Raw genomic sequence first — 24223 nt, 5'->3', positions numbered from 1 at the left:
TATGGAGCAGGCACATGTTAGTCTGGCTGCCTCAAGTATTGTGCGGATCTGCTGCGACAGATTTGAGGAACAGGACTGGAGCGGCAGATTTTATACAATGTATCGAGAGGAACCGGCAAGCTTTTTGAATACACGGGAGCTGCTGGAGGGCCTGGACGGATTTTATAACTGGCTCGGATATCCACAGACATCTATGGCGGAGCGCAATTTTCTGGAGCCTTTGGAAGAAAAGGCCTCGTCATCCCTGGCTTTTGGGAGAAAGAAGAAGACGAGGCAAAAAGGAGAAGAGATTGTTGTGGGAAGAGATGAAATGAACAAGCATCAGGGCGGCAAAGCGACCTTTGTTGTACGGATTCAATACCGCCAGAACGCAAGCTGGCAGGGCCAGATAACGTGGGCGGAGAAGAATAAGACCGTGTCTTTTCGCAGTGCATTGGAGCTTTTAAAGCTGATTGACAGCACGGAGAGCTCTGCAGAGGAGAACTGGGACAGAGGAGACGAACAGGAATGACGGGAAAAGAGCTTAGAAAGCTGGGGCGTCCCCAGCTGTTGGAGCTTCTGGTAGCCCAGGCAAAGGAGACGGAGGAATTAAAGAAGCGTCTGGCAAAGGCGGAGGAACAGCTTGCAAAACGCAGGATTGCCATTGACGAGGCCGGCTCCATAGCAGAGGCTTCCCTGGCCCTCAGCGGAATTTTTGAGGCGGCGGAGGAAGCGGTTGCCCTGTATATGGAGAATATCAGGGAACTGAGCGGCAGACAAGAAAAGATTTATGCCCAGAAAAAGGCTGAAAATGAAAAAGCGGCAGGAGAAATCCTTGAAAAAGCCAGGAGAGGGGCAGATTTGATTCTGAACAGTACCCGGGAGGAATGCCGGAGACTTGAGGAGGATACCCGCAGACAGTGCCGGAGACTGGAAGAGGATACCCGTAAGCGGTGTGAAAATATGTTAAGCTCCGCCAAAGGGGAAGAGATAGAGGACTGACAGGCCTGGTTTAACAAAGGCCGGTTTTCGGGACAGCAGTGAGGATGGTTATGAAAAAAAGAAAGGCGATAGAAGTGCCGGAGCTCTCTCAACTGGAAGAGGAGCTGAGCAGGGTCAAGTACCAAAAGCGCTATAAAAGGGTGCTGACGAGCACCGTTAGTACGCTGATTGTAGTGGCGGCTGTGGCCGTTCTGATAGCAACGCTGCTGATGCCGGTGCTTCAGATATACGGAACCAGCATGAGTCCCACCCTGTATGACGGTGATATCATTGCTACCATAAAGACTACGGAATTTGAACCTGGCGATGTGGTGGCGTTCTATTATAACAATAAGATTCTTGTAAAACGTGTGATTGCCATGTCCGGCCAATGGGTGGATATGGACGAGGACGGCAATGTATATGTGAACGATGTGCTGCTGGATGAACCTTATCTGGTAGAGAGGGCCTTCGGGGAATGCGATATTAAGCTTCCCTATCAGGTGCCGGAAAACCGTATTTTCGTCATGGGCGATCACAGAAGCGTTTCCGTGGACAGCCGGAGCACGACCGTAGGCTGTGTGGCGGAAGAACAGCTGGTTGGAAAGCTGGTATTCAGGGTCTGGCCTCTGAAGGACATGGGCCCGGTGATGTAGCAGTTATCGGTATGAAAAGGAGGATTTCCAATGGAGTCTTCGATGTTGAAGAAAGCGGCAAAGTACCTGCGGGAGAGCGGGAAAAATAAGCGGTGGAGGAAGGTGCTCACAGTGCTGGGCGCTGCAGTGGTGTTTGTGACGGCATACGTGCTTCTGATGCCTGCAGTCGCCATTGAGCGCAAGACAGTGTGCGAGCTTGAGGAGCATACCCATACAGAAGAATGCCAGGGACAGATTCTTGCCTGCGGCAAGGTGGGAGCAGGGGACGAGACGGAAGATGCGGTCACGCTGGAATTTGCCTGCGTCTTCCCGGAAGAGCTTCATACCCATACAGAGGAATGCTATGACAGTGAGGATCAGCTTCTCTGCGGCTATGCAGATTATGCGGTTCATACCCATGACAGCAGCTGTTATGAGAGCGGCGCTCTGGTGTGTTCCCTTCCTGAAGTGGAGGAGCATGAGCATACAGAGGCCTGCTATCAGATCAATGACAGCGGCTTTATCTGCGGCCAGGAGGAGTCCGAGGCCCACACCCATACGGATGCCTGCTATACGGAGCATAAGGAGCTGACCTGCGAGGAGGCGGAGAAGGAAAGCCATACCCACACGGAAGCCTGTTATTCCAAGGACTGGGAAACGATCTGCGGTCTGGAAGAGTCTGAGGGACATACCCATGCAGACGGATGCTACGGAGAGGACGGCGCCTTAAGCTGCGGTCTGGAAGAGTCGGCGGGGCATACCCATGACGAGACAATCTGCTACAATGTGACCAAGAGCCTGACCTGCGGCAGAATCGAAAATCAAGGCCATGTGCACGGCGCTTCCTGCTATGTCACGGAACGGGAGCTCACCTGCGGCAGGGAAGAGAATCCCCAGGGCCACACTCATACAGAGGAATGCCGCGGCGTTGTAAAAGAACTAGTCTGCGGAAAGGAAGAAGTCATTCTGCATGAGCATGCAGTGGAGAATGGCTGCTACGAGGCGGTTCTGGATGGAAACGGACAGCAGGCAAAGGATGAGAACGGCGAGCTGCTCTGGAAGCTGGCCTGCAGTTATCTGGAGACAGCGGAGCACATCCACGGCGAAGAGTGTTTTCAGGAGCATGAGCATACAGAGGAGTGCTATGAGGAAGGCCTGATTTGCGGGCTGGAGGAGCATGTACATACAGATGAGTGCGGCGATGCAGTTTATTATTGCGGCGGAAGAATCCATTCCCACATGGGAGACTGTTATGATGAAGAGGGAGGTCTTGCCTGCGGTAAGGCAAACTTTGTAGTTCACAGCCATGATGATACCTGCTATAGCTATGACGAGAGGCTGCTGTGCCCTCTGTCTGAGATAGAGGAGCATGCGCATACTGAGGAATGCTACGATAAGGATGGAAATCTGATCTGTGTACGTCCTGAGGTTGCCCTGCATACCCATACAGAGGAATGTTATGATGAAGAAGGCGCCTTTGGCTGTGGGAAGCTGGAGGTTCTGGAGCATAAGCACAGCGAGGAGTGCTTCCGGACCGGAGCGGCAGAGGATGAGGAAGTTCTTACCAGAACCTATGAAGGAGACGGGTATATTGTTGCAGTGACCTATCAATCAGATGCCAATATTCCGGAAGAGGCAGAACTGATTGTGGAGCAGGTTACTCCGGAAAACGGACAGGAACATTATCAGGAGCAGGAATCAAGATTTCGGGAGACACTGGGGGATGAGAATGCCACCATGAAAGCTTTGCTGAAGATAGGATTTTATCTGGACGGCGAAGAGGTGGAGCCTCAGAGTGATGTAACGGTAATGGTACAGCTTCTGGACGAGAACGGACTGGCAGACGGAAGCTCTGTGACAGTAGTGCATTTCAGCGGAGAAGGATCGGAGGTTCTGGACAGCAGTGAGGTGGAAAACAGCAGTACTACCTTCCAGGTAAAGAGTTTTTCAGAGATAGCCATCGGTTACCGGACAGGTGAAAACGGAACCATTCATTTGGCGGAAACCTTTTTATATGAGGATGATGCTTTTCATATTACTTTCCACGTAGAAGGTGATGCGCTCCTGCCGGAGGAAACCCAGGAAAAGGGTTCTGCAGTTTCGGAAGACATTACCGCATCGGAGTCTGCAAAGCCGGAAGAAACAGAGGCAGTGAAGCCGGAGGAAACCCAGGAAGGGTCTGTGATATTCTTTGAGGAGGAAGAACCGGAGGAAGTGTCAGTTTCTGAAGAAAGGGGAATGTCGGAGGAAACGTCAGAACAGGAAGAGACAGAGATATCCGGGGAAGATGAAGTACAGGAAGAAACTGGGGTTTCGGGAGGGGAAGCTGCATCTGGAGAAAAGTCTTTGGCCTTCACGGTGGTGCCGCTGAGTGAGAGTTCCGAAGCCTATGCTTCTGCAGTGGCCTATGCAGAGGGTGGGGATGAGGAAGAGACTGCCCTGCTGTTGATTGAGGCTTTGTCTTATTCCGTAACTTATAAAGGGAAAGAACTGGACTTGTCAAACTGCCTGGTTACGGCGGAGGTTACTCCGGCGGAGGCTTTGAATCAATTCAATGCGGAAGCAGCAAAACCCTACGTAATCCAGGAAGATGAAGAGGAAGGAGGGCCGGAGGAGGAAGAAAATGATATTGCAGTAGCGGCTTTTGAACTGACAGAGCAGGCAGGGATCAATGATTTGAATGCAATGGTGCTGGGTGAAGATGAGAAAATGATCCTTACCCTTAAGGAAAAGACACTGGCTTTATATGCAGCCTCAACGCCAAATCCGCAGTTTAAGGTACAGTATTACGCAGACCTTCCAAGGGTTGCCAATACAAATGATACCGGACTTTCAAAGCTTGATGTGATTGATACTTCCGGGAGGGAATTACCGAAGAATGGAAAAGACACTCCAAAAACCATAAATATTTATATTGATGAGGAAAATGGGAACAAAATCAAAACAGAAGAACAACTAACGGAGATATATAAGGAAAAGGAATTTGAATATATCAAAGCGCCAAATATTAATTATTTTAATTCTCTGATCGACAATGGAAGCTATGATATGAAAGCAGTCTGGATACTGAAAGACGGAAGGGATCCGGAGAGTGAGAATGAAGAGGACTGGACGGTAATTGAGAATTTAGAGACTTTGCATTTTACAAACAAGCCGGAGTCAGAAAAGGAGGATGAGAACGAGCGGTATGTGCTGATTCGTTCAGGAACCGTTATTCGCTTGATATATGATGTAAAAGAGCAGAAGCAGGATGTTCCGGTCACCTTTTATGATTATGATATCAGTGACGGAAATATCCGAGAAAGCGGGGATGTAAAGATTATTAATACAGGGGCACACGGTATTAATGATAAAGGAAATTGTGCGGATGAAAACAAATATGCTTTTGGAAATAATAATGCGGGCACAAACTTTGGAACGGCAACATGGAATGGAAATGAAATAAATAAATTTAACACGAATGGTTTCAAAGGTTGTACTTTTGGATTGGTGTCAAAAGCAGTTGGAGATGAGGTTGAATTTAATGTTCCTGCTCCAAAGATTTTCGGAAAGTCTGGAACGATCGGTAAAACCATTTTAGATAACAATAAGTATAATCTTGATTTTAACCGTCAGGGTGATACGTATACCTTATCTTCCGTAGGAAACACAGGGGTTCAAAACCTGGAATCTTTTGTATATGTTGCAACGAACTCGAAAGGGGAAAAGATTTGGAGCAATAATTTCTGGCCGATGGATTCTGCACCTAGCTGGGGAGCGGCAGGACATGACATGAAGTGGGGCAATGCTGCAAATAAAAAGAATCTGCGCTTTGAGCCTGGCGGCGATGAATGGAAAGCGCTTCCAGTCAGTGACGACGGTTTGGATCATAATAGTTATTTCGGTATGCATTATGCCGTCGAATTTGACCTGGGAGAGGATTATGTAGGCCCTCTGGAATACTATTTCTTCGGCGATGATGATATGTGGGTATTTTTGGATGATGAAACGCTTGTCTGCGACATCGGCGGAGTTCATTCTTCTGTAGGTGAGTACGTAAATCTTTGGGATTATTTAAAAGACGAAAATGGTAACAACAAAGCAGGGACTCATACATTAAAATTTTTCTACACAGAGCGGGGCGCTTCCGGTTCCACTTGCTGGATGCAGTTTACACTGCCGTCTGTGACAGCCTTGAAGCCGCCGCAGAATACAGGTTCACTGCAGATTGGAAAAACAGTAAGAGACAAACAGACAGGAGAGATCGTAGATAATAACGAGGAATTTGAATTCACCATTGAGTTTACCGACGGAGGCAACGGAAATCTTCGGGATGATTATTCTTATACCAGATTCCGGAAGGTTCCGGGGGGAAGAGACGAGGTGGTATGTCAGGATCTCGTTATCAGCAGCGGCACAGAATTTAAGCTGAAAAATAATGAGTACATTGTTATAGACTATCTGCCTGTGGGAACCAATTATGTGATTACAGAGGCAGAGGGAAGCAGGCATTATTATACTCAGATTGAGATTAACGGCGTGAAGGTGGATCCGGGAACAAGGATTACAAAGATTGCGAAGGGACAGATTACACAGGCAAATACAACCATTCAGGTGGAGTATGACAACAGCTATTATACCTTCGAGCTTCCGGAGACAGGCGGTTCCGGCACAAACTTATATACAATGGCAGGCATCAGCCTTCTGCTGATGGCGGGCCTGATGTATAGAAAAAAGTTCAGAGAAAGGAGGGCAGATACCTCCAGGAACTGAATTTGCAGTCATTGACTGCGGCAACTAATTATTATTAAAAAAAGGGAAAAGGAGAATAAGTGATGAAACGTATGAAAAAGTTGTTGAGCCTTACACTGGCAATGATGATGGTGCTGGTTATGGGGCTTCCGGTTCTGGCAGCTGGAGAGGGTACAATTACCATTGACAATGCCATTGCAGGGAAAGAGTATAAGATTTATAAGATCTTTGAGCTGGAAAGCTACAATGCAGGAGATGAAGCCTTTGCTTATAAGGTGACAGACGAAAACTGGGCAAAATTTGTAAAGAATGAAGGAGCAGACTATGTAACTGCAGATGAGCAGGGATATATTTCCTGGGTGGGCGATAATACTGCTGAGAGAGCAAAAGCCTTTGCAGATGCAGCCATAGCGTTTGCGGTAGCTGAGGGAATAAAACCAGTTGCCACAGAAACTGCCGCTAGTGAGATTGTTACGTTTACCGGACTGGATCTGGGTTACTACCTGGTAAGCTCCGATGCAGGAGCGCTGGTATCTCTGGATACAACACAGCCCAATGTAACAATGAAAGAGAAGAACGGCAAGCCAACCATCGATAAGGACGTTCAGAATGGAACGGATGCAGATGGAAATCCTGTATGGGATAAAGACAATACAGCTTCTATCGGAGATGTTGTGAATTATCAGGCTACCATTAGTGTAAAAGCTAATGCCACAGGTTATGTAGTGAATGATACCATGTCAAAAGGCCTTACCTTTAATGAGGGGTCTGTTACTGTAGTAAGAATCCCTGTGGGCGATACAGCAGAAACGACAGTAACTCCTGAAAATTATACAGCTACGTCAACGGCTGTCGAAAATGGAACAAACCTTAAAGTTGCTTTTACGGAGGAGTTCCTTGCAGGTTTACAGCCAGGAGATACACTGATTGTGCGCTACAATGCGACTGTGAATGCAGATGCAGTAATTGAAGGTACAGGCAATTCCAATACGGTAAAACTTGAGTATGGAAATGATCAGGAAACTGAGGAAAGCACAACAAAAACCTACGTTTATGAGTTTGATGTAGATAAGTTTACAATCAGAGAGGGTGCAGACGAACACACACAGCTGGCAGGAGCGAAGTTTACGCTTTCTGTGAAAGATGCAGAAGGAAACCTGGTTCCCATAACATTCTCCAAAGTTGACGATACAACGGTATATAAAGCTGACAAGGAGTCTGATGTTATTGAGATCACAACCGATGAATCAGGTAAGTTTACCCTCAGCGGCTTAGCAGCAGGAACCTATTATCTGACTGAGACAGAGGCGCCTGCCGGTTACAATAAGCTGGCTGCCCCCATTGAAGTTCAGATCATTGAGACAATCGATGGCCAGGGTAACCGTACCGGTGTATGTACGATCAAGAATAGTATGCTGGATCAGAACGGTAATAGTACGATAACAGATACAACAGGAGATGCAGAAGATAATACAGTTGCGGTTGAGAACAAAACCGGCGTAGAGCTTCCCTCCACTGGTGGTATCGGTACAACCATCTTCTACGTACTGGGCGGTATTCTGGTAGTAGGCGCCGGCATTATGCTCGTGGTGAAAAAGCGTATGGGCAGCGAGAAGCAGTAGATTCGGCGGGAGTGAAGATTCCTGAAAAATGAAACTATAAATTTGTCTGTTGAGCTGGGGAGACTTATATCTCCCCGGCATACAACAGCAAGGAGAAACCTGCATGAAGAAACATTTATCCAATATTATTTTAATTAGTATCCTGCTTGCAGGCTTGTCCTTGCTGCTGTATCCCACAGTCAGCGACTACTGGAACAAGTTTCACCAGTCCCAGGCCATTGCAAACTATGCGGAGGCAGTGGCAGATTTGGACAATGAGACTTATGAAAAACTGTGGAGTGATGCCAAGGCCTACAATGAAACACTGTGGAGCAGGGGAAACCGTTACAGCATGTCAGAGGAGGAATATCAAGAATATGAGTCTCTTTTGAATGTTTCCGGTAATGGAATTATGGGCTATATTGAGATAGAGAGCATTAATTGCTATCTGCCCGTTTACCATGGCGTGGAGGAGTCTGTGCTGCAGATTGCCGTGGGGCATATTGAGGGCAGTTCCCTTCCGGTAGGAGGGCCGGGGACGCACTGTGTGCTGTCCGGCCACAGAGGATTACCTTCGGCAAAATTGTTTACAGATCTGGATCAGCTGCGAGAGGGTGATGTATTTGTCCTTCGGGTGCTGGATGAGACACTCACTTACGAGATTGACCAGATTCACATCGTACTTCCGGAAGAGATTCAGGATCTGGATTTGATCAATGGCATGGACTACTGCACCCTGGTAACCTGCACCCCCTACGGAATCAACAGCCACCGCATGCTGGTGCGGGGGCACCGGATTGAGAACCTGGCAGACGCCTCCTCCATCCGTGTGACGGCAGACGCCATGCAGCTAAAACCGATTCTGATCACACCCATTCTTATGGCGCCCATGCTGCTGTTGCTGATGATCTGGCTTGGCGTCCGGCATCGAAAGAAGTAGAAGGAGAGGAAATGAGTATGAAAACGAGATACAGAAAAAAAGCCTGGCTTTATGCCGCCATGGGGGCTGTACTGTGCCTCGCGCTGGCATTGCCTCAGATGAAGATGTCCGCAAGGGATTTTGTGGATCAGGAGAAGACGTGTACGCTGACAGTGACAAAGTCCGTGTTTGAGGAAAATACAGAGGACTGGTCGGATCTGACGGCTGACGGCGTTGAACTGGAGATATACCTGTACCAGGTTGCCAAGATGGATGAATATGGCAGATATACCGTGGATCCGGAATTTAAAGAAGCGGCAGGAAGTCAGTATCCAAATCCCGAAACCTGGGATATAGAGAAGCTGAATGACGGAATTTACGAAGTGACGGCGGACGAGTGGAGAAAGGAAGCCCGTTATATAGCAGGGATTCTCAATCTTCCTATTCCTCCGGCTGCGGATGCAGGGGAAGAAGGGAAGGAACCGGCGCAGGATGAGGAAACTCTTGTGATACCGGACGAGAAAGAGCTTACTTCTGCTCCCTGTTATTACAAAACCATCCATACAGGAGAGCAGACGGAGGTAGAGCAGGGACTGTATCTGGTATGGGCGAAGCCCATTGTGACAGGCGAGTATGAATATACCTTCCTTCCGTATCTGGTATCCGTTCCGGACAATGCATACGGAAGACCGGGAGATGCAAATGCAGATTCAGACGAATGGATATATGACGTAACCGTCGGAGTGAAGCCGAGACGCCAGATCCGCTATCTGAATCTGGAGATTGTAAAAAACCTTCCTACCTATAATAAGTCTTTAGGCGAGGCCATGTTTGTATTCCAGGTAGAGGCCGTAAGGGTAGAAAAGAATGCAGAAGGGGCGGAAACCAGGAAAGTTGTATACAGTGATATGCTGGGTATGAACTTCAATGAGCCCGGTCAGCAGAGTATTCTGATAAGGAAGATTCCTGCAGGCACAGAGGTAACCGTAAAGGAGATCTATACCGGGGCGTCCTATAAGCTCATTGACAAGGGAGGAGAAACCTGGAATCCAGAATCTAAGGTCATTACATCAGGCTCAGACAATCTGGCTGTAGTTATCAGCAGTCTTCTGGCCGCCTCCGGCGAAGTAAACGGAGGAGTCGATGAGGAAGGCATTGAGACTGGAGCAAGAATAACCTTTACCAACGATTATGACGGAACCACCGCCTTTGGAACAGGCATCGTCAACCATTTTACCTATTCTGAGGACACGAAAGAATGGGTCGGCACGCAGATAACGGGAGGAGAATACAAGAAGGAGGCGGCCAATGAGTAGGAAGCAATCATATCGCAGACGAACAGCCCTTCTGGCGCTCCTAGCCCTGGTGCTGCTGTTTGGAACATCCCTTAAGGATTCACTGGCATATTTTACAACCTATACCACTACAAGGGGAAGCGCCCGTCTGGCCCTGGGACCTCGGTCGGAGCTTGAAGAGAGTATAGACCGTCAGACCAAGCAGATTCAGATTGAAAATACGGGAGAGACAGACTGCTTTGTCCGGGCACGTATCTATGCCGGAAGCCTTCTTGGCCTTGCGGAGAGCGAGGTTGTGCCTGAGGGCGGCAGCAGCCATTGGAGAAAGGATGCCGACGGCTGGTGGTACTATGAGGCCATTTTAAAGCCAGGGGAGCTGACAAACGTACTGTCCGTTAAGATTGAAGTGACAAGAGAAATGATGGATCTCGAGATTGACAATTTCAATGTGGTTGTTGTTCAGGAGAGCACTCCGGTGCTCTACCGGGAGGACGGCACCCCTTATGCGGACTGGAATCTGTCCATAACGTCTGAAGAGGAGGCCGGATCATGAAAAAGAAGAAGAATAAAAGCAGATCCAAGGGCACCTATACGACAGGAATACTCTTTGGCGCAGCTGTGCTGCTGCTTCTTGGAAGCGTAGCCGGAAGCAGCCAGGCGGCTCTGACTTATTACAGTGAAAATTATTCGGCGGAGCTTCAGATGTTCGACATCGGCGTCACCCTGGTGGAAAACGGAAACGATGTGAGCTGGAGGAATTATACACAGAAGGATGATGAGTGGTACGAGGGCGGCAGCGCCCTGCTGACACATCTGGTGGATACCCAGGGGGGCAAAGAAGAAAAGACGGCTGAGATTCAGCCGGGGCGGCAGTACGAGGAAGAGCTCTGCGTCCGCAATACGGGAAATATTGATCAGTATGTCCGGGTGATGATCTACCGCTACTGGGTGGATGCCCCGGGAGAGAACGAGACCCCGGTTCCTGTGGAGGAGCGCAGGAAGCGCAGAGACATATCTCCCGAGTGGATACAGCTGAATCCCTGGACGGCCCAGGGAATGTCCTCGGAGTTTAACGGATGGGTGCTGGATGAGAATGCCAGCACAGAGGAGCGGACGGTTCTCTACTACACGGGAATCTTAAAGACCGGCGAGGTGAGTCCCTCCTTTGCAGATACTCTTTCCATTGACAGAGAGGTGGCCAAAAAGGTAACGACAACGGAAACTGTAAACGGGAATTACAAAACCATTACCATGACCTATGATTATGACGGCGTAGAATTTGTGCTGGAGATTGACGTGGATGCGGTACAGACCCACAACGCAGAGGATGCCGTTAAGAGCGCCTGGGGCGTGGATGTGACAGTGGGCGCAGACGGAAAGCTGGTTTTGAGGAGGTAGGAGAATATGAAAAAAAAGCTGTGCAGTCTCTTTCTGATCCTGCTTCTTGCGGCGGGAAGCACGCTGACGGCCCATGCGGAGGATTATATAGGCGGAAACGGCTGGTATGTGCGGTTTGTGGGAAATAAGATGGAGAGCAACTTCAAGTCCTCGGATATTGCAGACGCTATCTCAGCCCTGCAGCCGGGAGACAGTATCGCTATCAGCATCAGTTTGGAAAATAAAGATACTTCGGCTACCGACTGGTATATGACAAATAAGGTGCTCCAAAGCCTGGAGGACAGCCAGAATGTGGCGGAAGGCAGCGCTTATACCTATGTATTGACCTACAAGAACAGCAAGGGAGAGGATAAAACCCTTTACAGCAGCGAGACGGTAGGCGGAGAGACGGTGACCGGAGCCGGAGAGGGCCTTCACGAGGCCACGGACGGACTGGAGGACTACTTTTATCTGGATAAGCTGGACAGCAAAGCAAAGGCTTCCATTTCCCTAAAGGTTGCTCTGGACGGGGAGACAAGCGGAAATACTTATCAGAATACCATTGCAAAGCTGCAGATGAATTTTGCTGTGGAAAAGCTGAGGGGCACGAATACAGCCACCTCATCCAATGCAAGCCGCCGGGAATCCAACGATATTTATAAGGTAGGAAGCGACGTGCGGACAGGGGATCAGAACCGGATTCTCTTATGGTCGCTGCTGGCCCTGCTGGGAGGTATCGGCTTTATGGGCCTGGCGGTTACCAGCCGCAAGGGTAAAGGAGGAGATAAGCATGAATAGATGGCGAAGAACCGGGCTTTTGATTCTGTCCCTGTGCCTGCTTATTTCTGCGGCACCCGTCATGGAAAGCAGGGCGGAGGATAAAGAGGCTTATACTTATACCCTGACCTTTTATGCAGGCAACCAGGGAGAGTTCTCCGGAACCGGCGGCTTGTCGGGACTTTCTTCAAAGTATACTGTCACTGGAAGCAAGGATAAGATCACCATCAGCGGCTTAAGTTATCGTGACCGGGTAAGCTTCAATGCGGCAGCCGCCATTCAGCTTCCGGCGGACAGCAAGTATTATGTAAAAGGAATCCGTCAGAGCGGCCGGGACAACAATACGGTGGATCAGGTAAGGAGCAATTCTATTCTGGTGGAGAGTGACCGGGATTTTGTAGTGGCTTACGGCATCAAGGGAGATATGGTAGCCTATCATGTGAATTACCAGGATGAGGCAGGCAATTCCCTTGCGCCCAGCGAGACTTATTTTGGAAATGTGGGGGATAAGCCGGTGATGGCCTTCCTGTATATCGAGGGATACGAGCCTCAGGCCTACAATTTGACCAGAACCCTGGTAAGCGACGAATCGAAAAATGAATTTACCTTTGTATACCGGCGGACGGCTGCCGGAACTACCACAACCGTGACGGATGGAGGAACCAATACGGTGATTGTTCCCGGCAGTGTTAACGTTATTTCCGGCGAGGGCGGTACAACAGGAGGAACTGGCACGGGAGGAACAGGCACGGGCGGAACGGCAGAAGGCGGAACCGGAACAGAGGGGGAGGAAGCTGCGGAAGGCGAGGACAACAATACTACTACAACCATTCCCGACGCTGCGGTGCCCCAGGGGCCGGGCGAGCTCATGGATCTGGATGACGAGGAGGTTCCTCTGGCCGGTATCCGGGATTTGATTATCAATGCGGAAGGGCGTTTTGTATACGGAGCATCCATTATCATCGGTTTATCGGCGGCCGCCGCGCTGATTACAATGGGAATTATGATATGGAAAAAGCGGCGTGAACATGCGTATGAGGAACTGGACAATTGGGAACTGAAATAAATGAGAAAAAGAAGGGATCCAGGCTGGGGACGGTGTGCAGTGTTTTCGGCCTGGCGCTGCTTCTTCTGGTGATTTTGATCTGCCTGCCTCTTACCGTGCCCAGGATGTTTGGGTATGAGCTTTATGCAATTGTCAGCGGAAGTATGGAGCCTGCGATTCCGGTGGGCAGTGTGGTTTATGCAAAGGAGATTTCTCCTGGGGAGATAGCGGCTGGCGATGTGATTGTATTTTATGGGGGGCATGATTCTACAACGGTTATAACGCACCGGACGGTAGAGAACCACCTGGAGGAACAGGAGCTTTTGACGAAGGGGGACGCCAATGAGGGAAATGATATGCTTCCGATTGCTTATCATAATGTGATTGGGAAGGTGGCGCTGTCTATACCGCTGCTGGGATTTTTGCTGCCTTTGGTGACGGATTTTTTCGGGAAGCTTTATCTGGCGGGGATTCTGGGGGCTGGGGTGCTCTTTCGGGTTCTTGGGGGGAGAATGAAGGGGGAATGAGGCGTGAAAAAGCGGCCTGCGGCGAAGGAGCCGTCGGCCGTTTCCATATCCTGTGTTCGGACGGTTCGCGTACACGCTGTCTGCTCTGGGCGAACATTGCTTTTGGGTTTTGGCTCCTGTGGGGCGGGGAGCAATGTTCGTCCATATCAGACAGTGTGTGCGCGAACAGCCGGACACTGGATATTGGAAACGGCTGACGGCTCCTTCGCCGCAGGCCGCTTTTTCACTTTGGCAGGGCGGTTGGGTGGTGGCTGCGGTTAAAAAAGTCGCAGAGGATCATACTCTGCGACATAAAAGGCCTATATCGGAAACTTTCCCCTCCCCCTCTTCAACAATCAAATATAAATACTATTTCAACCCCCCATTTTTTTAATCTTTTATACCCAAATACCCCAGCCTAAATCTCCAAATCAGGAAAAAATTTTATATTGCATAATCACAATCAACTGAGTATAATAAAAGAAGTCAAAGATCAAGAAATCCATGTCGCAGAGTATGATCCTTTGCGTCATATTTGTGAAAAAAGCTTTAGAACTGCTAAAATCTTGGGAAAGGACAATGGAGAAGTGAGGTAGGAAGCGACGGATAAGTGGCCGCGGGCAGTGAGGGGTTTTGAATGAGGGGGCCGTATCGGTATGGAGGGGAAACGGAGTGTACATTTTGAGTTGTTGGGCTCATTTACTTATGGAAGTGGTGAAGGGGGAGAAGCAGTCAAACAGAAGTCGGCGCCGAAGGCAGGAAGGAAGACCCTGTCTTTTTTGCAGTATTTGATTGTAAATCATAATAGATATATTTCTTCGGAGGAGCTGATTGAACGGTTTTGGGCGGACAGCAGAAGTGCCGGGCCGGCAAATGCGCTGCGGCATATGTTGTTTAAGGTCCGGAAGCTTTTGAAGGAGATGTTTTCGGATCAGGAGGAGCTGCTTTTGACTTTTTCTGGTTATTATGCCTGGAATCCGGATGTCTGTCTTGTGTTGGATACGGAGGAGTTTGAGGAGGTCTGTTCGAAGGCGGAAAGGGAATCCGGGGATATCTACTGTGAATTGCTGCTTAGGGCAATTGCGCTGTATAGAGGGGATTTTCTTTCTTCCAATGACAGTGAATGGGTTCCTGTATTGCGGCAGTATTACCGGGCCTTGTATTTGGATACTTGTAAGAATGTTCTGCCTGTTTTATGGGAAAAGAACAGGTGGATGGAGATTATTACCATCTGCGAGCAGGCCTATGAGATAGACTTTGCGGTGGAGGATTTTACGGCCTACCGGATGCGGGCTTTGATTGCTCTTGGGCAGACGGGGCAGGCTGTGGAGCTCTATGGGGCATTTCGGGCAAAGATGCTTCAGGAATTTGAACAGCTTCCCGGAGAAGAGATAGAGCGGATCTATGCTCTGGCTGTGGGGAGCGGAAAAAAGGAGCTGGGTGCTTCGGATATATTTAAATTGGTATGTGGGGAGGATTTGGAGCCGCAGGCATTTTTCTGTACCTTTGAAATGTTTCAGAGTATTGTGACCTTGGAAAAGCGGCATATGGGGCGTTCAAAGGAGAATTCTTCCCTTGTGATTGTAACTTTGGGAAGGGAGGCTGTGCTTGCCGCTGATACGCGGAGGCTGGAAAGGGTTCTTTTAGAAGGGCTGCGGTCAGGGGATTCGATTGCCAGGCTGGAGGCAGGAGCTTATATTTTGATGCTGAAAGGCGCCGATGAGGAGGGCGCGCAGCTTGTGATGAACCGGATTGACACCAGCTTTCATAAAATCTATCGTCATTCGAAGGCTTGTCTTACTTATCATATTTCCCCCATACAGGCTGAGCAGGAATAAAAATTGAAGATCGTTTTTTTACAAAAAATAACAGGTTACTAACGGCGGCCTGTTATTTTTATGTTACAAGTGGGGGGATCTGCCCTTGGTTGTAACAAAATGCTCTGAAAACAGGGGTAAAAGGATGAAAGGAGGATGTCAAGGATGACAACAAAAGAAAAAAAGCGATTCTGGGCGAAGGTTTTAGCCTTTATGCTGGTTGCCAGCATGATGCTGAGCAATCTGACTGTGTCCACGACCTTTGCGGCTGCCGTAGATGAGACTGCCGCTGCAGAGGAAAGCGCAGAGGATGCAGATAAAACGATTGAGACTGTACCGGAAGAGCCGAAAGCGGACGCGCCGGAGACGGAAGAACCGGAAGCGGATACGCTGAAGGAGGAAGAACTGAAGACGGATGCATCTAAGGAGGATGTGTCGGAGGAAGAGAACTCGGAGGATAAGAAAGCAGAGGTAGAGGAATCCGAGGAGACTTCTGACGAAAAGAATAAGGAAGATGAGGTTCATCTGGAAGATAACCAGGAAGGCAATCAGGAAAATGATGCAAATCAGGAGAAGGTAACGGAGGAAGAGGGAAAGGATGCTGCTTCCGAAGATGACAAGGCTGCTGATTTGGATGAGAATGGGATTGCGATAGATGATTCTAAAGCTGATGAGGAAGAAGTTCTGGATGAGGAAGAGCTGCTGGAAGAAGTTCCGGCAGAGGTTCAGGCTTTTTTGGATGCGGTAGCTCAGCTTCCTAAAGAGATTACTGCGGACAATTTGGAAGAAGTCAGAGAGCTTCTTTATGGTCCGGTGTCAGATGCATATGAAGTTCTGCTTGGAACAGAGTACGAGAAACGTGAGGATGTTCAGATTGCAGTTGAAGTTATGATTTCAGCTTTTGGAAAGTTGGATGATTTGGCAGGGACAGTAGCTGAACGATATGTGAGTGGAATTACAATTTATTATTGGAATAATAGTAAGCCATATATAAACATGGGTTTTTTAGATGCAACAAGTATTACAAAAAATGTAGGTGAAACAGGGATATATTATTATTGTCCTTATGATATAACAACATGTGGAGGGTGTGGAGATGCAATGCTTACACTTATTCCAGACATGTATGCTGTTACTCCTTCAGAGTACAGTGTAGATACAGATGGTATAATTCTTAAGGAAAGTATCAGATTCAGAGCAGAAAAAGAGAACAGCTTTATACAAAAGATAAAACTGCTCGGAATGTGATTCTTTCCAATTGTACCAATTCGCGGACGTGCAGCCGGTATGTATATGGGGATAGTATCTTTTCCAGCTCCCTTAAACAGGAGAATCCTATGAAAAAAGCTGTGAAGACAGGTCTTTGTTATGCGGTATTCGTATTTAAGGGCATGCTTCACAGACCTTCCGCCGGGAGGTCTTGAAAAACAGTATGAAAAAACGCTGTTTTATCCGGAAGGCGCATGCATTCTTCCAAGCTGCTTCATGGATGCACAGCCGCACTCCGGGCAGATGCGGATATCAAAATTCCAGACCGCTTTGAGCAGTTCCGTCATGGTCATACCGGCATAACGCTGCCGGAAACGCTGTCCGCCCTGAAGTTTAAAAATAACCGTCAGGTTGTGTGTCTTCATGCGGTTGTTCAGGAAACCATAGTACCGGATTTTCTGAAAACCGGAAGGCAGGACGTGCATCAGATAGCGGCGGATGAATTCAATGTTGTCCAGTGTAATGGTGCGTTTTGGGCCGCCGGGTTTTAAACCTCTGGCAGAAAAAGAGACCGAATCCCGTGAAACGGAAAGGAGCCTGCTGTTTGAAACAGCAATTCTGTGGGTGTAACGCCCAAGATATTCAATTGCATTGCCGAATCCGTTGAATGTTTCTTTTATGTAAGGGCACCAGTCCTTTGCATAAAGGGAATCCTTCCACTCCCTGAAAGAGCAGGGATTTTTAAGAGCGGAGCAGGAGGAAGGAAAAACAAGGGAGCCGTCTTTGTAAAGCAGGCTGAGGCAGGCCATAAACTTTCCCTTGAATTTATCCCTCAGAACCCTGACCGGAATAAAAAAGTTATTGGAAGAGAGGCGTATCTTATGGTCCTTTGTAAGACCGCCTCCGGAAACAATACAGTGCATATGGACATGGTAGGAAAGCTCCTGGTTCCAGGTATGGAGGACCTGTATGATGCCGGGCACAGCCCCGAGATATTTCCTGCTTGAAGCTAATTCGAGAAGGGTCTGGGCGCAGCATCTGTGGAAGAGTCCGTAAAGAAGCTTTTGGTTGTGGTAAAAGAGCGGCCCCAGTTCATGTGGAAGAGTAAATACCACATGGAAATAGGGGGAATCGATAACCTCGGCCCTGCGCTTGTCCACCCAGATTTCTTTTAAGACAGCCTGACAGTCAGGGCAGCTGCGGTTACGGCAGGAATTATTGTGGAATACCATATGTCCGCAGCAGTCACAGCGGCTTACGTTACACCCGAGGGAAGGGGATTTACATTTCAGGATGGAATGTGCCGCTTTACGCTGTACATCCGACAGATAAGGCGCTTTTGCGGAATAAGCCTGATAAGAAGCTTCAAATACCTGCCGGATCTTAAATTCACCCATGAGAAACACCTGCCATGCGGTCAAAAGGGCTGACGGCGGAGCCGGTGCCATTGGAGGCCAGATGGACATAAATGGCGGTGGAGCTTAAAGATTTATGTCCCAGCAGAGCTTTAATGGTAAGCAGGTCAACGCCATCCTCATACAGATGGGTGCCGAAGGCATGCCGGAAAGAATGACAGGTGAGTCTGCGTTCCCATCCGAGGCGGTCCTCATGGGCATGGATATGTCTGGAAAGGAAAAAGGTGTCAATGGGCCTGTCCTGTCCGTTCTGCTTGGGGAAAAGATATCCCCGGGGTTTTCCGTATTGAAACCAGTACTGGGTAAGCAGGTCAAGAGCGGCTGTTGAAAGGATGGCATAGCGGTCATGCCGGTTCTTGCCATGAGTGATATGTAGCCTGAGATTCTTTCTGTCAACATCTTCATAACGCAGGGAGCATACCTCGCCGATGCGGAGGCCGGAGGAATACATCAAAGCGGTCATGGTCTTCTGCTTCAAATCAGGCATAGTGGAAATGAAAGTCCAGGTATCCTGTCTGGAGGGGACATAGGGAAGATATTCATCGAACCTGCGGAAGGGTAGCTGGGTATCGTCCCATGTTTTGTGGAGGACATAGATGGTAAAAAAGCGGAGCTGTGAGATGGCACAGTTGATAGTCCTGTCAGAAAGGTTTCTGGATTTCTGGATCCAGCGGATATAATCACGCAATTCATTCCAGGAAACATCTTCGGGAGCTTTAAGGAGAAAGCGGGAAAGGTAATCCAGATAGGCACGGATATAGGTGCAGTAATTTTTGAGTGTATGGTCCGTAAGGCCACGCAGGGAGATCATCTCCCGGAAAGTGTTTAAATAATTGTCCATAATAAAATCTCCTTTGATGAAATGTAAGAAAACAACGGGTTACATTTCAGAAAAGGCGGCGGACGAGGAAAATAAGATATACAGTTGTTGAAATGAGAAATCCATGATAAAATAAGCATAGCAGTTTTGGTTGTTATGTGATTGTGGATTAGGGGTAATTCAACAATACAACATAAAAACAAAAACTGCTACTTTTTTCTATAATGTAGCGAGAATAATTATAACTGGAGCTAGCCGTCGCGCTAGCGACTTGGTACAATTGAAGGCAGAGGATATTCCGAGAAAGTTTATCCAAAACCAGGCTATGGATACCCATCTCTAGCATTTGAATATGAAACTGTGAAACCAGGAAAAGTTAGAACAACCTTGGAGCTTTACTATAATTATAATTATGCAGGAGATTATTATGTGGTATGTAGCAGTTGTAGATGGCCATGGACTCATACCATAAACATTTTGCCTGATCGCAATTGGTATAAACAATCTCCATTTATGGATATTATTGTCAAGGCCAATTATGCTTTGAATTATGAAACAAACTTAATTACAGAAGATGGTAGCATAAAAACAGGTAGTTATATTGCACCAACAACAAGTTCGGTTGCAAAGGAGAGCACATCCTTAGTTATAACTAATACAACACCTACGCTTGAAGGTTATAAATTCTTAGGCTGGACAGATGAAGAAAATGGAAAGACAGCAAAACCAGAATATGCGGCAGGTAAGAGCGTCACTTTGCATTGGAGTAAAGGTTTAGGCAGTACTTCTAATCCTGTTTCCAAAACCCTCTATGCTGTATGGGAAGAAGAGGATGAGAAAGAATATACAGTAATCTATACTGATGGAGTGCCTGGGGAGACTGTCTTCCCAGATCAGGGATTTGAGGAGTTAAAGAAAGGAGAACAAACACCTGAATTTTCGGGAACACCCGAGCGCAAAGATTATATTTTTGGCGGATGGAAGCTTACTAGTGTAGAACCCAATAAAGAAGGTGTGCAGCCTAAAATAAATCCAGAAGATGCAAATGCAGATAATAAGATTATTTATACTGCAATTTGGACGAACCCTGCAGCCAAGCCTGATCTTACAAAGCTTGAGAAGGAACGCCTGACAACGCCTCCGCCTGGAGTAACTCTTCCGAACGGAGTAGAGGTTAACTATGACCCAACTGTAGTATTTCTAGGAGATAACCCAGAGCCAGTGACTTTGCTGTATAAGATTACAGTAAAAGGAACAGCAGGTGCAGAGTACAAAGTGACCGACCACGGCGCAAAGTGGGTCAGCGGCGGTGGCAGCTATAAATACCAGGACGATGACTTGATCATTACCGGAACCATTGCAGAAGGAGAAACTTCTGCCGAGATTTATGTTACCAAAACATTTACAAAGGGCAATATAGAAGGCGGCAAGCTGACCAATGAAGCTAATCTGGAAAGTCAGGATCCGGATACAACGAAAGGACCTGATGGAGAAAACGGAAAAGGAAGCGGAACAGCGGATACAGAAGAAAGACATAAGGTTATCATCAACTTTATAACCGACGACGAAGATCCGGAAGACTTAAGAGACCCAAGCGAGAATGAGTTTAAATGGGGAGAAGCTTTTGAATTCGGCGTGGATGGCTCCCGGCCACAGAGAGCTGCGCGCAGCAACAGAGCAGATACAGGAACAGCGGTAATTTCCATTCCTTCTATCATTACAAAGGACGGAAAAACCTACATATTGGATGAAATTGAAAGCGAAACTGCCCTTGCTGCTTTGAAAGCAGCAAGTGTGAGTGGCGTAACCAGCGACATTATCCAGAATTTGATTTACACTCTGGATATGAAAGGCGGTTCCGCTCCTGACAAGGAGGAGGGCGGCTCGGATGGTATCCCCGATAAATACCAAGCCAAGATCGTTTACCAGGCTGCAGAAGGCGGAAGCCAGACAGGCAAAAACGGATATGTGACTATCAAGAATAACGACAGATATAGCAAAGATGGTACAACTTCCGTTTCTGCTGAAGCTATAGCTGACGAAGGTGGTTACTTTACCAACTGGACGGCTGAAGCTGCCGGACATGACGGCTGGAGCTATACAGCCAGTGACAATGCAGTACTGAGCGGCAGCATTCCTGTGAAGGGCGGAGCTGTGTATACCTTTACCGCAAACTTCACGCAGAAAGCATTCTTGGAGATCCAGATTACAGGCAGCAATGCTACAGTGGCCTACAACGGCGGCGAGCAGTCTGTGACCGGATATACTATGACTGTGAGAAATGAAAACAATGAGGAAATTTCTCTTCCCACAGGCCTTACCGTAACGCCAGATCAGGCAGATTGTGCTGCGAAGGGAACAGAGGTTAGCGAAACGCCCTATCCGATGGGACTTGACAACAGCAAGTTTACCCTGGGCGGCCCAGATGCAGAGAAATACAGCGTCACATTCCAGGTGACGGACGGCTGGTTAAGAATTACAGAGAATGATACACTGGCTGTTACTGCAGGCGACGTGAGCGCTGTTTATGACGGCAATGGACATTCCGTGACACCTTCTGCGAATGTAGAAGGCGCAAGGATAACGGTAACTTACTTTGATGCAGAGGGCAATGAGCTTCCAGATGCGCCAAAGGATGCAGGAAACTATACGGCAAGAATCGAGGCAGAGCTGGAAGGATACAAAACAGCAGTGTATGAGGCAGCCGTGACCATTTACAGGCGCAGCTTAACCGTAACGACTGCAAGCGCCGGAAAAATATATGACGGCACTCCGCTGACGAACAGCACGGCTGTGGTTTCTGTTGCAGGAGGCGCTGTTGCAGGCGAGGAGATCACAGCAACGGCTACAGGAAGCCAGACAACGGTAGGCAGCAGCACAAATACTTGTCGCATAAATTGGGGAAATGCCAAGGAAAGCAATTATGCAGTGACTGCAGTCTTGGGAACTCTGACGGTGACTGAGACGACACCGTCTACACCTCCCACATCACCTACGCCTCCGACACCGCCTGCACCGGAAGGTGGCGGAACAGGCGGCGGAACAGGCGGAGGCGGTGGCGGAACACCAGATCCGACACCTGCGCCCACGCCTGCACAGCCGGCAGAACCCGAAGCAGAGCCGGTACAGGAGATAGAAGACGAAGAGACACCTCTTGCCAGCAATGAAACACCGGAAGAACCCGAGGCGCCGGCCCAGAACATTGAGATAGAAGACGAAGAAACACCTCTGGCGGCTCCGGGAGCCTGGGCGCTTTTGAACTTGATTCTTTCTATACTTACGGTTGCAGTAAGTGCAATTCTTCTGGCAGGTTATTTCTTTGGAAAGAAGAAGGACAAAGAGGAAGAGGAGAAAATCCAGGAGTACCAGGATGATGAGGAGCAGGAAGAGTTGAAGAGAAAGGGACTTGTCCGCATCTTAAGTATTCTTCCGGCAGTTGTATCCGTGATTTTCTTTATCCTGACAGAGGATATGCGTAATCCAATGATTTTTGCAGACAGGTGGACCTTATGGATGCTTGTATTTGCAGTAGCAAATGGGGCATTGCTGCTCTTGTCTAAGAAAACAAGGAAAGGCGATGACGACAACAAACAAAAACCAGGTTATGAAATGGCATAACGAGCAAGATTTATAAAAAGCAAACCGATTGAGCCGCACATGGAGAAATCTGTGTGCGGCTCTTTGATACAGCATGCCCTCAAATAGACATGCCGGAATAGGGTGAACCAGCGGCGCGCCAGGCGGCCTTTGACATGTTTATAAGGTCTGTTATAACGTTACTGGTCATGGAGTAAACAGTAATGTTATATCTAAAAAAAATAGAAAATTCTGTAAATTTTTCTTGCGCTGCGATTTTTAATATGTTAATATAAAGTAGACATTGAAAGACGAGCTGTAAAGAGTTTTTCAAGGATTCCCAAAGAAGACGATTCCGTTTTCTGACTCCCAGGATAAAAAGGAACATAAAGCTTTACTGTTCATACACCACTGTGTGAAAGTAACCAAAAAGTGAACGTGATGTCTATAATTGTCTGTTTCCGGGCTTGCAGGATAAAGAAGAAAAACGTATAATGAAAGGAGAAAAACTTGAGAATAAGATTAAGCAAAGTATTCCGTTTCCGCAGAAAGGTAAATCGAAAATACAAGGATGTATTGTTCCGGTTTATCTTTCGTGATAAGAAGGATCTATTGTCCCTGTATAATGCTATCAATGGAACAGATTATAAAAACCCTGAGGAACTGGAGATCAATACCCTGGAGAATGTAATTTACATGAAAATGAAAAACGATTTATCGTTTTTGGTAGGGGCGTCCATGAATCTCTATGAACATCAGAGTACATGGAATCCCAATATGCCTCTGCGCGGCCTGTTCTATTTTGCAGAGCTGTATGAGCGGTATATAAACGGCCAGGGTTACCGGTTGACAGGAAGCACTCGTATTCCGCTGCCTTTTCCTAATTATATTGTATTTTACAACGGCCTGGAATGGGAAGCAGAGCGGACAGAGCTTGCTCTGTCAGAAGCATTTGAGGAACAGAGAGAAGGCCTGCGGCCGGCGCTTGAGTGTCGTGCAACGATTCTGAATATCAACAGCGGACACAACCGGGAGTTGATGGAGAAGTGCCGGAGACTGCATGAGTATGCTGAATTCATCCAGAGAATACGAGATAATCTCCAAAAAGGAATGGCATTGGAGAAAGCGGTAGAGAAGTCCATAGAATACTGCCTTGCACACGGAATACTGGCGGATATATTAAGAAAATGCCAGATGGAGGTTCAGAATATGCTGTTAGAAGAGTATGATGAGAAGGCGGAAAGGGAATATCTCAGGAAAGAGAGCCTTGAGGAAGGGATAAAACGAGGAATAGAACAAGGAATAAAACAAGGAATAGAACAAGGAATAGAACAGGGGATAAGGCAAGGTGTTATTCAGGGAAGGCAGCAGGGAATAGCACTTGGAAGCTTTGAAGTCCTAGCGAAATTTGTGAAGGCCGGAATTATTACCATAGACCAGGCAAAGGAGCACGCAGGGGAAAGAAAAGAAGAGTTTATTCTATGGTATCAGAAACGGGAGAATGATAAAATTTAGGGATTGACAGAAGGTAAGTTTGTGT

19 protein-coding genes are annotated in these 24223 nt (G+C 47.9%); 17 read left to right on the top strand and 2 right to left on the bottom strand.

Annotated features, from left to right (window positions below; genetic code table 11):
* The first annotated feature begins 1 nt into the window (after nt 1).
* The 15 genes from VV089_RS00335 (at nt 2) to VV089_RS00265 (ending at nt 16911) form a co-directional block, all read left to right on the top strand.
* On the top strand, nt 2-511 hold the full coding sequence (locus tag VV089_RS00335; protein ID WP_334334515.1) for a hypothetical protein: 510 nt from the start codon (nt 2-4) through the stop codon (nt 509-511).
* Nucleotides 508-981, top strand: a complete 474-nt coding sequence (locus tag VV089_RS00330) for a hypothetical protein (protein WP_334334514.1) — start codon at nt 508-510, stop codon at nt 979-981. The genes VV089_RS00335 and VV089_RS00330 overlap by 4 nt, the downstream gene beginning before the upstream one ends.
* 50 nt (nt 982-1031) lie before the next feature.
* Entirely contained in the window at nt 1032-1616 is a 585-nt protein-coding gene (gene lepB / locus VV089_RS00325) for a signal peptidase I (protein ID WP_172543546.1), read from the top strand.
* Between the two features lie 30 nt (nt 1617-1646).
* Entirely contained in the window at nt 1647-6347 is a 4701-nt protein-coding gene (locus VV089_RS00320; protein ID WP_334334513.1) for a DUF7601 domain-containing protein, read from the top strand.
* Between the two features lie 62 nt (nt 6348-6409).
* Nucleotides 6410-7948, top strand: coding sequence for a SpaH/EbpB family LPXTG-anchored major pilin (locus tag VV089_RS00315; RefSeq protein WP_334334512.1), 1539 nt, complete (start codon nt 6410-6412; stop codon nt 7946-7948).
* 103 nt (nt 7949-8051) lie between these two features.
* On the top strand, nt 8052-8867 hold the full coding sequence (locus VV089_RS00310; RefSeq protein WP_172543549.1) for a class C sortase: 816 nt from the start codon (nt 8052-8054) through the stop codon (nt 8865-8867).
* A 17-nt stretch (nt 8868-8884) separates the two neighbouring features.
* Nucleotides 8885-10162 (top strand): hypothetical protein, encoded by a 1278-nt coding sequence (locus VV089_RS00305; protein WP_334334511.1) that lies wholly within the window; start codon nt 8885-8887, stop codon nt 10160-10162.
* Nucleotides 10155-10694, top strand: a complete 540-nt coding sequence (locus VV089_RS00300) for a hypothetical protein (protein WP_334334510.1) — start codon at nt 10155-10157, stop codon at nt 10692-10694. The genes VV089_RS00305 and VV089_RS00300 overlap by 8 nt, the downstream gene beginning before the upstream one ends.
* Nucleotides 10691-11539, top strand: a complete 849-nt coding sequence (locus VV089_RS00295; protein WP_172543552.1) for a hypothetical protein — start codon at nt 10691-10693, stop codon at nt 11537-11539. Before VV089_RS00300 ends, VV089_RS00295 begins: the two co-directional genes overlap by 4 nt.
* 6 nt (nt 11540-11545) lie before the next feature.
* The gene (locus VV089_RS00290) at nt 11546-12316 is read left to right on the top strand and encodes a hypothetical protein (protein ID WP_334334509.1); all 771 of its coding nucleotides are present in this window, start codon (nt 11546-11548) and stop codon (nt 12314-12316) included.
* Entirely contained in the window at nt 12309-13361 is a 1053-nt protein-coding gene (locus VV089_RS00285; protein WP_334334508.1) for a MucBP domain-containing protein, read from the top strand. Before VV089_RS00290 ends, VV089_RS00285 begins: the two co-directional genes overlap by 8 nt.
* The gene (locus VV089_RS00280; protein WP_334334507.1) at nt 13346-13867 is read left to right on the top strand and encodes a signal peptidase I; all 522 of its coding nucleotides are present in this window, start codon (nt 13346-13348) and stop codon (nt 13865-13867) included. Before VV089_RS00285 ends, VV089_RS00280 begins: the two co-directional genes overlap by 16 nt.
* Entirely contained in the window at nt 13864-14064 is a 201-nt protein-coding gene (locus tag VV089_RS00275) for a hypothetical protein (protein ID WP_334334506.1), read from the top strand. The genes VV089_RS00280 and VV089_RS00275 overlap by 4 nt, the downstream gene beginning before the upstream one ends.
* Nucleotides 14065-14502: 438 nt before the next feature.
* Nucleotides 14503-15684, top strand: a complete 1182-nt coding sequence (locus VV089_RS00270; RefSeq protein ID WP_334334505.1) for an AfsR/SARP family transcriptional regulator — start codon at nt 14503-14505, stop codon at nt 15682-15684.
* A 144-nt stretch (nt 15685-15828) separates the two neighbouring features.
* The gene (locus tag VV089_RS00265) at nt 15829-16911 is read left to right on the top strand and encodes a hypothetical protein (RefSeq protein ID WP_334334504.1); all 1083 of its coding nucleotides are present in this window, start codon (nt 15829-15831) and stop codon (nt 16909-16911) included.
* Nucleotides 16912-17111: 200 nt separating this feature from the next.
* Here VV089_RS00265 and VV089_RS00260 read toward each other — a convergent pair whose 3' ends face one another.
* Both VV089_RS00260 and VV089_RS00255 read right to left on the bottom strand, forming a co-directional pair.
* Nucleotides 17112-18269, bottom strand: coding sequence for an IS91 family transposase (locus tag VV089_RS00260; RefSeq protein WP_334334503.1), 1158 nt, complete (start codon nt 18267-18269; stop codon nt 17112-17114).
* Nucleotides 18262-19128, bottom strand: a complete 867-nt coding sequence (locus tag VV089_RS00255; protein WP_334334502.1) for a tyrosine-type recombinase/integrase — start codon at nt 19126-19128, stop codon at nt 18262-18264. Before VV089_RS00255 ends, VV089_RS00260 begins: the two co-directional genes overlap by 8 nt.
* A gap of 1200 nt (nt 19129-20328) precedes the next feature.
* On the opposite strand from VV089_RS00255, the gene VV089_RS00250 reads away from it, so the two are divergent.
* A complete protein-coding gene (locus tag VV089_RS00250) occupies nt 20329-22725 on the top strand; it encodes a hypothetical protein (protein ID WP_334334501.1) in 2397 nt (798 codons plus the stop codon).
* 468 nt (nt 22726-23193) lie between these two features.
* Nucleotides 23194-24198: a hypothetical protein gene (locus VV089_RS00245; RefSeq protein ID WP_334334500.1), complete on the top strand. Its 1005-nt coding sequence runs from the start codon at nt 23194-23196 to the stop codon at nt 24196-24198.
* The last annotated feature ends 25 nt before the right edge of the window (nt 24199-24223 follow it).

It is taken from the genome of Candidatus Merdisoma sp. JLR.KK011 (assembly GCF_036941125.1).
Lineage (GTDB): Bacteria > Bacillota > Clostridia > Lachnospirales > Lachnospiraceae > Laedolimicola.
The sequence above is the reverse complement of the archived record's forward strand: the minus strand, read 5'-3'. Positions and strand labels throughout refer to the sequence as shown.

What these genes read in the sequence shown, in the direction of transcription:
- VV089_RS00335 (WP_334334515.1), top strand. Translation starts at nt 2, where the DNA reads ATGGAGCAGGCACATGTTAGTCTGGCTGCCTCAAGTATTGTGCGGATC.
- VV089_RS00330 (WP_334334514.1), top strand. Translation starts at nt 508, where the DNA reads ATGACGGGAAAAGAGCTTAGAAAGCTGGGGCGTCCCCAGCTGTTGGAG.
- lepB (WP_172543546.1), top strand. Translation starts at nt 1,032, where the DNA reads ATGAAAAAAAGAAAGGCGATAGAAGTGCCGGAGCTCTCTCAACTGGAA.
- VV089_RS00320 (WP_334334513.1), top strand. Translation starts at nt 1,647, where the DNA reads ATGGAGTCTTCGATGTTGAAGAAAGCGGCAAAGTACCTGCGGGAGAGC.
- VV089_RS00315 (WP_334334512.1), top strand. Translation starts at nt 6,410, where the DNA reads ATGAAACGTATGAAAAAGTTGTTGAGCCTTACACTGGCAATGATGATG.
- VV089_RS00310 (WP_172543549.1), top strand. Translation starts at nt 8,052, where the DNA reads ATGAAGAAACATTTATCCAATATTATTTTAATTAGTATCCTGCTTGCA.
- VV089_RS00305 (WP_334334511.1), top strand. Translation starts at nt 8,885, where the DNA reads ATGAAAACGAGATACAGAAAAAAAGCCTGGCTTTATGCCGCCATGGGG.
- VV089_RS00300 (WP_334334510.1), top strand. Translation starts at nt 10,155, where the DNA reads ATGAGTAGGAAGCAATCATATCGCAGACGAACAGCCCTTCTGGCGCTC.
- VV089_RS00295 (WP_172543552.1), top strand. Translation starts at nt 10,691, where the DNA reads ATGAAAAAGAAGAAGAATAAAAGCAGATCCAAGGGCACCTATACGACA.
- VV089_RS00290 (WP_334334509.1), top strand. Translation starts at nt 11,546, where the DNA reads ATGAAAAAAAAGCTGTGCAGTCTCTTTCTGATCCTGCTTCTTGCGGCG.
- VV089_RS00285 (WP_334334508.1), top strand. Translation starts at nt 12,309, where the DNA reads ATGAATAGATGGCGAAGAACCGGGCTTTTGATTCTGTCCCTGTGCCTG.
- VV089_RS00275 (WP_334334506.1), top strand. Translation starts at nt 13,864, where the DNA reads ATGAGGCGTGAAAAAGCGGCCTGCGGCGAAGGAGCCGTCGGCCGTTTC.
- VV089_RS00270 (WP_334334505.1), top strand. Translation starts at nt 14,503, where the DNA reads ATGGAGGGGAAACGGAGTGTACATTTTGAGTTGTTGGGCTCATTTACT.
- VV089_RS00265 (WP_334334504.1), top strand. Translation starts at nt 15,829, where the DNA reads ATGACAACAAAAGAAAAAAAGCGATTCTGGGCGAAGGTTTTAGCCTTT.
- VV089_RS00260 (WP_334334503.1), bottom strand. Translation starts at nt 18,269, where the DNA reads ATGGGTGAATTTAAGATCCGGCAGGTATTTGAAGCTTCTTATCAGGCT.
- VV089_RS00255 (WP_334334502.1), bottom strand. Translation starts at nt 19,128, where the DNA reads ATGGACAATTATTTAAACACTTTCCGGGAGATGATCTCCCTGCGTGGC.